This is a genomic window from Streptomyces sp. YS-3 (genome assembly GCF_045257485.1).
Classification (GTDB): Bacteria; Actinomycetota; Actinomycetes; order Streptomycetales; family Streptomycetaceae; genus Streptomyces.
Map to the genome: position 1 here is coordinate 1 of NZ_JBJHPC010000322.1, position 8,348 is coordinate 8,348.

Annotated in this window: 5 protein-coding genes, 3 tRNA genes and 1 pseudogene; 4 read left to right on the top strand and 5 right to left on the bottom strand. The window is 71.3% G+C overall.

Annotated features, from left to right (window positions below):
- Window positions 1-152: 152 nt before the first annotated feature.
- From ACJA3G_RS23515 to ACJA3G_RS23525, 3 genes are all read right to left on the bottom strand, one after another.
- Window positions 153-226: transfer RNA gene (locus ACJA3G_RS23515), tRNA-Ile, on the bottom strand.
- A gap of 164 nt (window positions 227-390) precedes the next feature.
- A tRNA-Asn gene (locus ACJA3G_RS23520) sits at window positions 391-463 on the bottom strand.
- Between the two features lie 5 nt (window positions 464-468).
- Window positions 469-541 (bottom strand) — tRNA-Asn (locus tag ACJA3G_RS23525).
- Between the two features lie 194 nt (window positions 542-735).
- Here ACJA3G_RS23525 and ACJA3G_RS23530 point away from each other — a divergent pair.
- The 4 genes from ACJA3G_RS23530 to ACJA3G_RS23545 all read left to right on the top strand — a co-directional run bounded on the left by ACJA3G_RS23530 (window position 736) and on the right by ACJA3G_RS23545 (window position 6,416).
- Window positions 736-1,047, top strand: coding sequence for a YtxH domain-containing protein (locus ACJA3G_RS23530; protein ID WP_406555018.1), 312 nt, complete (start codon window positions 736-738; stop codon window positions 1,045-1,047).
- A gap of 70 nt (window positions 1,048-1,117) precedes the next feature.
- The gene (locus ACJA3G_RS23535) at window positions 1,118-2,563 is read left to right on the top strand and encodes an FGGY family carbohydrate kinase (RefSeq protein WP_406555019.1); all 1,446 of its coding nucleotides are present in this window, start codon (window positions 1,118-1,120) and stop codon (window positions 2,561-2,563) included.
- Window positions 2,564-2,760: 197 nt separating this feature from the next.
- Entirely contained in the window at window positions 2,761-4,494 is a 1,734-nt protein-coding gene (locus tag ACJA3G_RS23540) for an ABC transporter ATP-binding protein (protein ID WP_406555020.1), read from the top strand.
- Window positions 4,491-6,416, top strand: a complete 1,926-nt coding sequence (locus tag ACJA3G_RS23545) for an ABC transporter ATP-binding protein (protein WP_406555021.1) — start codon at window positions 4,491-4,493, stop codon at window positions 6,414-6,416. The genes ACJA3G_RS23540 and ACJA3G_RS23545 overlap by 4 nt, the downstream gene beginning before the upstream one ends.
- Window positions 6,417-6,452: 36 nt before the next feature.
- Here ACJA3G_RS23545 and ACJA3G_RS23550 read toward each other — a convergent pair whose 3' ends face one another.
- The gene (locus ACJA3G_RS23550) at window positions 6,453-7,685 is read right to left on the bottom strand and encodes an RNA polymerase sigma factor (RefSeq protein WP_406555022.1); all 1,233 of its coding nucleotides are present in this window, start codon (window positions 7,683-7,685) and stop codon (window positions 6,453-6,455) included.
- A 186-nt stretch (window positions 7,686-7,871) separates the two neighbouring features.
- Window positions 7,872-8,348, bottom strand: a pseudogene (locus ACJA3G_RS23555) (DNA primase); the annotation flags it as partial.

An 8,348-nucleotide genomic window follows, 5' to 3' on the forward strand; every position in this document is an offset into this window, starting at 1 on the left:
CACCGAACCCGCTCCCCGGCACGGCCGCCCCGCGCGACCGTTCCCCGGCCGCGGCCACGCATACGAAGAGCCCCGACCACGAGAAGGCCGGGGCTCACCCCCGCGCAGGCACACCGCGCAGGTTGAAACGTTTCTGCGGAGGGAACGCAGAGTGGGGCGGGTGGGACTCGAACCCACGGCCGACGGATTATGAGTCCGCTGCTCTAACCGGCTGAGCTACCGCCCCTAACGGCGCGTCGCGCACATTTGTGCGCGCCGTCTGCCGCAGCATAGCCGCTCATACGATCTCCTGCCTCGGATGGTCGGCAACGCACGTCCATGAGGACCCCGTCACGCCCCGCGTGGTTCCCGGGGGCATGAAAAAGGGCCCGCGAGGGGCCCTTTTCACTGCTCTCCCGACTGGACTCGAACCAGTAACCTGCCGGTTAACAGCCGGCTGCTCTGCCAATTGAGCTACAGGAGACCGAGCTCCCCCGACTGGACTCGAACCAGTAACCTGCCGGTTAACAGCCGGCTGCTCTGCCAATTGAGCTACAGGGGAATGTCTCGTTGCGTCGAACGTACCCACCCCGGGTGTCCCCGGGCGGCGTGCGCTCGCTGCGACACATACATTAGCGCAAGCAGGGGGGTGCTCCGCCAATCGGTTCCGCCCCGGGTGATCACGGGGCTGCGCGGGTAGGCGCAGCACACGACGTCACAGTGACGTCGGACAGACGCCACAGAAGGGTGACCGCCATGCGCTACCGGCTCACGTTCGCCGTCGGACTCGTCGTCGGGTACGTGCTCGGAACCCGGGCCGGACGCGAGCGTTATGAACAGTTGAAGAAGTCCGCCCGCCAGGTCGCCCAGAACCCGGCCGTGCGCAACACCGCGGAGTCCGCCGCGCAGAACGGCCGGGCGTACGCGGGCAAGGCCATCCACGCGGTGAGCGAGAAGGTGTCCGACAAGGTCGGGGACAAGGCGCCGAAGTCGATCGCCGACCGGGTGCGCTCGCTGCGCGGGCGCGGCCAGGGCGGCGAGGACGACTGGGGTACCAGCAACACCTGACACCGGCGCCCCGCAAGAGCCGGTGGCCGCGGGGGCCCGATGGGCCCCCGCGTGATGCAGAATCGTGCCCATGGGGATAGTCGCCGGGCTGGACAGCTCTTCCGCCTTCACTCGCATCGTCGTCTGCGACACCGACACCGGTGCCGTCCTGCGGCAGGGGTACGCCCCGCATCCCGTCGACCAGAAGGCCACCGAGGTCGATCCGCAGGCCTGGCTGCTCTCGCTCGGCGAGGCCGCGGCGGGCGGGCTGCTCGAAGGCGTGCAGGCCATCGGGGTCGCCGCCCAGCAGCACGCGCTGATCGCGCTGGACGCCCAGGGCTCCCTCGTCCGGGCCGCGCTGAGCGGCAACGACAAGCGCGCCCAGGTGGCCGCGGCGGATCTGACCGACGCGCTCGGCGGGCGCGAGGCGTGGGCCAAGGCCGTCGGCAGCGTGCCGCAGGCCGCGCAGGCCGTGGCGAAGCTGCGCTGGCTGGCCCGTAACGAACCGGAGGCCGCCCAGCGCACCGCCGCGATCGTCCAGGCACACGACTGGCTGGTGTGGCAGTTGCTGGGCCGGCCGGCCCGGCGCACCACCGACCGTGGCGCCGCCTCCGGCACCGGCTACTGGTCGGCCGCGACCGGCTTCTACCGGCCCGACCTCGTCGAGCTCGCGCTCGGCCACCACGTGGCGCTGCCCGAGGTTCTCGGCCCCTCCGACGCGGCGGGCACCACCCCCGAGGGGCTGCTGATCTCGGCCGGCACCGGCGAGACGATGGCCGCGGCCTTCGGCCTCGGCGTCGGGCCCGGCGACGCGGTCGTCTCGCTCGGGGCGTCGGGTTCGGTCATGGCCGTGCACCACGAGGCGCTGGCCGACCCGGCCGGGATGATTACGTCCTTCGCCGACGCCACCGGCCGCCATCTGCCCGTGGTGCATACGAGCAACGCGGTACGGGCGCTGCGCGGCACGGCGGAGATGCTCGCCGTGGAGAGCCTGGAGGAGCTCTCCGCGCTGGCGCTGAAGTCGACCCCGGGCGCCAGCGGGCTGGTCCTGCTGCCGTATCTGGAGGGTGAGCGGACCCCCCGGCTGCCGCACGCGGCCGGGACGCTCGCCGGGCTGCGGCGCGAGTCGATGAAGCCCGAGCATCTGGCGCGGGCCGCGTTCGAGGGCATGCTCTGCTCGCTGGCGGACGCGCTCGACGTACTGCGCTCGCGCGGGGTCGAGGTGCGCCGGGTCTTCCTGCTCGGCGCGGCGGCCGAGCTGCCGGCCGTGCAGGCGGCGGCGCCCGCGATCCTGGGCACCCAGGTGGTCGTCCCGCAGCCGGCCGAGTACGCGGCTCTCGGCGCGGCCCGGCAGGCGGCATGGGCGCTCGGTGTCTCGCAGGGCTCGCTGGCCGCGCACACCCCGCCGGCCTGGCAGGGCGCGGCGGCGCAGGTCTTCGAGCCGGGCGAGGAGCTGGCCGTGGGTCAGGCGGTGCGCCAGCAGTACATCGCGACGCGTGACGAGATCCACCCCGGCGCCTTCGACACCGGGGCGTGAGCGCGCGCCCCGGTCACCGGGGGCGCGGAACAAGCCGTACGGGGGATTCTCCGGCGTGTCGTCTTGACTACGCCGGAGGTCCGTTCTTGACTCATCCTTTTGACTCGCCCTTGGCTTAATCGGTTGAGGTTCCCGGGGTGGAGTGTCGCAAGATGGGGGTCGAACCCCTCGATCTTGCCGACCCGGAGAGCCTTCACGTGCTCATACGACTCCTGCGGACCCATCTGGTTCCGTACAAGAAACCGATCGCGCTCCTGGTGCTGCTCCAGCTGCTCCAGACCTGCGCGACCCTCTATCTGCCGACCCTGAACGCCGACATCATCGACAACGGTGTCGTCGACGGGGACACCGGCTACATCCTGGAGTTCGGCGGCGTCATGATCGCCGTCAGCCTCGTCCAGGTGGTCTGCAACGTCGGCGCCGTCTACTTCGGCGCACGCACCGCCGCTGCCCTGGGCCGGGACATGCGCGCGGCCGTCTTCGCGCGCGTGCAGTCCTTCTCCTCGCGCGAGGTGGGCCACTTCGGGGCGCCGTCCCTGATCACCCGGACCACCAACGACGTGCAGCAGGTCCAGATGCTGACGCTGATGTCGTTCACGCTGATGGTGTCGGCGCCGATCATGTGCGTCGGCGGCATCATCATGGCGCTCGGCCAGGACGTGCCGCTGTCGGCGGTGCTGCTCGCCGTGGTGCCGGTCCTCGGCATCTGCGTCTCGCTGATCGTGCGCAGGATGCGCCCGCTGTTCCGCACCATGCAGACCCGCCTGGACACGGTGAACCGCGTGCTGCGCGAGCAGATCACCGGCAACCGCGTGATCCGGGCGTTCGTAAAGGACGACTACGAGAAGGACCGCTTCAAGGGCGCCAACACCGAGCTGACCGATGTCTCGCTGGGCACCGGGCGGCTGATGGCGCTGATGTTCCCGACGGTGATGACGGTCGTGAACGTCTCCTCGGTGGCCGTGGTGTGGTTCGGCGCCCACCGGATCGACAGCGGCTCCCTGCAGATCGGCCAGCTCACCGCGTTCCTCACGTATCTGATGCAGATCGTGATGGCCGTCATGATGGCCACCTTCATGTTCATGATGGTGCCGCGCGCCGAGGTCTGCGCCGAGCGGATCGAGGAGGTCCTCGGCACCGACAGCAGCGTGGTGCCGCCGAAGGCCCCCGTCCGCGAGCTGCGCCGCAGCGGCCATCTGGAGGTCCGCGGCGCCGACTTCACCTACCCCGGCGCCGAGGAGTCCGTCCTGAAGGGCGTGGACCTGGTGGCTCGCCCCGGCGAGACCACCGCGGTCATCGGGTCGACCGGCAGCGGCAAGTCGACGCTGCTCGGGCTCGTACCGAGGCTGTTCGACGTGACGGGCGGCGCGGTCCTGGTGGACGGCGAGGACGTGCGGGGGATCGATCCCGTACTGCTCGCCAAGACGGTGTCGATGGTGCCCCAGAAGCCGTACCTCTTCTCCGGGACGGTGGCGACCAATCTGCGGTACGGCAATCCCGACGCCACCGACGAGGAGCTCTGGCACGCCCTGGAGGTCGCCCAGGCCAAGGAGTTCGTCAGCCGACTGGAGGGCGGGCTCAACGCGCCCATCGCCCAGGGCGGCACCAATGTCTCCGGCGGCCAGCGCCAGCGGCTCGCCATCGCGCGGACCCTGGTGCAGCGCCCGGAGATCTACCTCTTCGACGACTCGTTCTCCGCGCTCGACTACGCCACCGACGCGGCCCTGCGGGCGGCGCTGCTGCGCGAGACGCGCGAGGCGACCGTCGTCATCGTGGCCCAGCGGGTCTCCACGATCCGCGACGCCGACCGGATCGTCGTCCTGGACGAGGGCCGGGTCGTCGGCACCGGCCGCCACCACGAGCTGATGGCCGAGAACGAGACGTACCGGGAGATCGTGCTCTCCCAGCTGACGGAGGCCGAGGCGGCATGAGCGGAAACATGGCCCGGATGATGGGCCAGGGCGACGGCAAACGCTCGATGGACTTCAAGGGTTCGTCGAAGCGGCTGCTCAGACAGCTCGCGCCGGAGAAGGGCACGCTCTATGTGATGCTCGTGGCCGCCGTGCTCAGCGTGGCGCTCTCGGTGGTCGGGCCGAAGATCCTCGGCAAGGCGACCGACCTGGTCTTCGCGGGCGTCGTCGGCCGGCAGATGCCGGACGGGACGACCAAGGAACAGGCGCTGGAGCGGCTGCGCGACAAGGGCGACGGCGGCCTCGCCGACATGCTCTCCGGGGTGCACTTCACCCCCGGCCACGGCATCGACTTCGGCGCGGTCGGCCGGGTGCTGCTCGTCGCGCTCGCGGTGTACGTGGGCGCGGGGCTGCTGATGCTGGTGGCGACCCGGCTCTCCAACCGGGCGATCAACCGTACGGTGTTCCGGATCCGCGAGCAGGTGCAGGCGAAGCTGTCGCGGCTGCCGCTGTCCTACTTCGACCGCGCCAAGCGCGGCGAGGTGCTCAGCCGGGCGACCAACGACATCGACAACATCTCGCAGACGATGCAGCAGACGATGGGGCAGCTCATCAACTCGGCTCTCACCATCGTCGGCGTCCTCGCGATGATGTTCTGGATCTCGCCGCTGCTGGCCCTGGTGGCGCTGGCGACCGTACCGCTGTCGGTGTTCGTCGCCACGAAGATCGGCAAGCGGTCGCAGCCGCAGTTCGTCCAGCAGTGGAAGACCACGGGCCGGCTCAACGCGCATGTGGAGGAGATGTACACCGGGCACACCCTGGTGAAGGTCTTCGGGCGCCAGGAGGAGTCGGCGCGGCAGTTCGACGAGCAGAACGAGGCGCTGTACGAGGCCGGGTTCCGGGCGCAGTTCAACAGCGGCGTGATGCAGCCGCTGATGATGTTCATCTCGAACCTGAACTATGTGCTGGTCGCGGTCGTCGGCGGGCTGCGGGTCGCCTCGGGCGCGCTGTCGATCGGCGATGTGCAGGCCTTCATCCAGTACTCCCGGCAGTTCTCGATGCCGCTCACCCAGGTCGCCTCGATGGCGAACCTCGTGCAGTCGGGCGTCGCCTCCGCCGAGCGGATCTTCGAGCTGCTCGACGCGGACGAGCAGGAGCCGGACGCGGAGTCGGCCGAGCGGCCGGTGGAGCGGCGCGGCGCGGTGACCCTGGAGAAGGTGGCGTTCCGGTACGACCCGGAGAAGCCGCTGATCGAGGACCTGTCGCTGAAGGTCGAGCCCGGGCAGACGGTCGCGATCGTCGGCCCGACGGGCGCGGGCAAGACGACGCTGGTCAATCTGCTGATGCGGTTCTACGAGGTGCGGAGCGGGCGGATCACCCTGGACGGGGTGGACGCGGCCCGGATGTCGCGCCGGGAACTGCGCGCGGGCATCGGCATGGTGCTCCAGGACACCTGGCTGTTCGGCGGCACCATCGCGGACAACATCGCGTACGGCGCCGACCGGCCGGTCACCCGCGAGGAGATCGAGGAGGCGGCCCGGGCGGCGCACGCGGACCGGTTCGTCCGGACGCTGCCGGACGGGTACGACACCGTGATCGACGACGAGGGCACGGGGGTGAGCGCGGGCGAGAAGCAGCTGATCACCATCGCGCGGGCGTTCCTGTCCGACCCGGTGATCCTCGTCCTCGACGAGGCGACCAGCTCGGTGGACACCCGGACCGAGGTGTTGATCCAGAAGGCGATGGCACGGCTGGCGCACGGGCGGACGTCGTTCGTGATCGCCCACCGGCTCTCCACGATCCGGGACGCGGACGTGATCCTCGTGATGGAGAACGGGGCCATCGTGGAACAGGGCACGCACGACGAACTGCTGGCCGCCGACGGCGCCTACGCCCGGCTGTACGCGGCGCAGTTCGCCCAGGCGGTGGCCGAGGTCGACTGACGGCGGGGCGGGGAGCGGGCCGCCGCCCGCTCCCCCTCAGTCCAGATAGCCGCGCAGCTGGTCGGCGAAGGCGTGGTCGCGGAGTTTGTTCAGGGTCTTGGACTCGATCTGGCGGATGCGTTCGCGGGTGACGCCGAAGATGCGGCCGATCTCCTCCAGCGTGCGCGGGCGCCCGTCCGCGAGCCCGTAGCGCAGTTGGACCACCTTGCGTTCGCGCTCGCCCAGCGTGGACAGCACGGCCTCCAGGTGCTCGCGCAGCAGCAGGAAGGCCGCCGACTCCACGGGGGACGCCGCGTCGCCGTCCTCGATCAGGTCGCCCAGCGCCACATCGTCCTCCTCGCCCACGGGCGCGTGCAGCGAGACCGGCTCCTGGGCGAGCCGGAGCACCTCGCTCACGCGCTCGGGCGGCAGGTCGAGATGGGCGGCGACCTCCTCGGGCGTCGGCTCGTAGCCGCGCTCCTGGAGCATCCGGCGCTGCACCCGCACCACGCGGTTGATCAGCTCCACCACATGGACGGGGACGCGGATGGTGCGGGCCTGGTCGGCGAGCGCGCGGGACATGGCCTGGCGGATCCACCACGTCGCGTACGTGGAGAACTTGTAGCCGCGCGCGTAGTCGAACTTCTCGACCGCGCGGATCAGCCCGAGGTTGCCCTCCTGCACCAGGTCGAGCATGGTGAGCCCGCGCCCCACATAGCGCTTGGCGACGGAGACGACCAGCCGCAGGTTCGCCTCGATCAGCCGGCGTTTGGCCATCCGGCCCATGACCACCAGCCGGTCGAGGTCGACGGCGAGCCGGGAGTCCGGGTCCGGGGTCCCGGCGAGCTTCTCCTCGGCGAACAGGCCCGCCTCCACCCGGCGCGCCAGCTCGACCTCCTCCGCGGCGGTCAGCAGCGGGATGCGCCCGATCTCGCGCAGGTACTGGCGGAAGAGATCGGACGAGGGGCCGCCGGTGTCGGCGCGCCCGGGCGCTCGCTCGGGCGGCTCCGGCACCTCCACCACGTCGTCGACGAGTTCGACGGGGGGCACCTCGGCCTCGGGATGGAGTACGGCCCGGGTCTGCGGGGGCACGGTGGCCACGACGTCGTTGTCGGTCAGGGTCCGGGTCTGCACGGGGGCGACCTCCAGGGTGATCGCTGCCGGATCGGGGGCGTGCGGCAGCGGGACGGGGGCGGCCGGGCCGCTGTCCGTCCCGTACACGATGAGCGGATCCGCGGGGGTGTGGTACCCACCTTCGGTGGGCCGGCCGCGCTCCGAGGACTCAGGCACCGCCCCCCAGTGTGGGGTACGACACATCTCCGCCACGAGGGGCGTGCGGTGACTTTTTGAAGCCGGTCCGTGACCGGGCGGTTACCCGTACGGCAACGGTCGCGCGCCGCGCTGTCGGGGAGCCGGGTACCCCGCGGGGGCCCGGGCAGTCCGGCCGGACGCGTCCCGGTGGGGCGCGCCCGGGGCTCAGAGGGCTTCGACGCCCCGGTTGCGCAGGGCCTGGCCGTACTGCTGGAGGACCCACAACTCGTTCTGTACGGCGGCCAGTCGCTCGGGGTCGCCGTTCTGCCCGAGGCGGGCCAGGGTGCCCTGGATGTCGAGCAGGCGGCGGTCGACGGCGCGGCGGCGGACGGCGACGAGCTGCTCGCCCGCGTACGCCTCGTCGACCACGCGGGCGTGGACCGCCTCCACGGCGAGCTCGGTGACGAGCGCGCGGACGGTGTCGTCGGGCGCGGAGTCCATGACGGCCGGAAGGTAGTCCGAGGGGGCGTCGGTGGCGCCGCCGGCGTCCATGATGCACTGGCGCACCGCCGCGTAGGGCGGGGCCGTGAACTCGTCCACCCCGTACGCGTCGAAGGCCGGGGAGACCAGGTGCGGGTGCTGGAGGGCGAGCTTGAGGAGCTCGCGCTCGGTGCGGTGGGCGGGGCTGCGCAGGTTCAGGGC

Coding starts and splice junctions, on each gene's coding strand:
- ACJA3G_RS23545 (WP_406555021.1), top strand. CDS start 4,491: ATGAGCGGAAACATGGCCCGGATGATGGGCCAGGGCGACGGCAAACGC.
- ACJA3G_RS23530 (WP_406555018.1), top strand. CDS start 736: ATGCGCTACCGGCTCACGTTCGCCGTCGGACTCGTCGTCGGGTACGTG.
- ACJA3G_RS23535 (WP_406555019.1), top strand. CDS start 1,118: ATGGGGATAGTCGCCGGGCTGGACAGCTCTTCCGCCTTCACTCGCATC.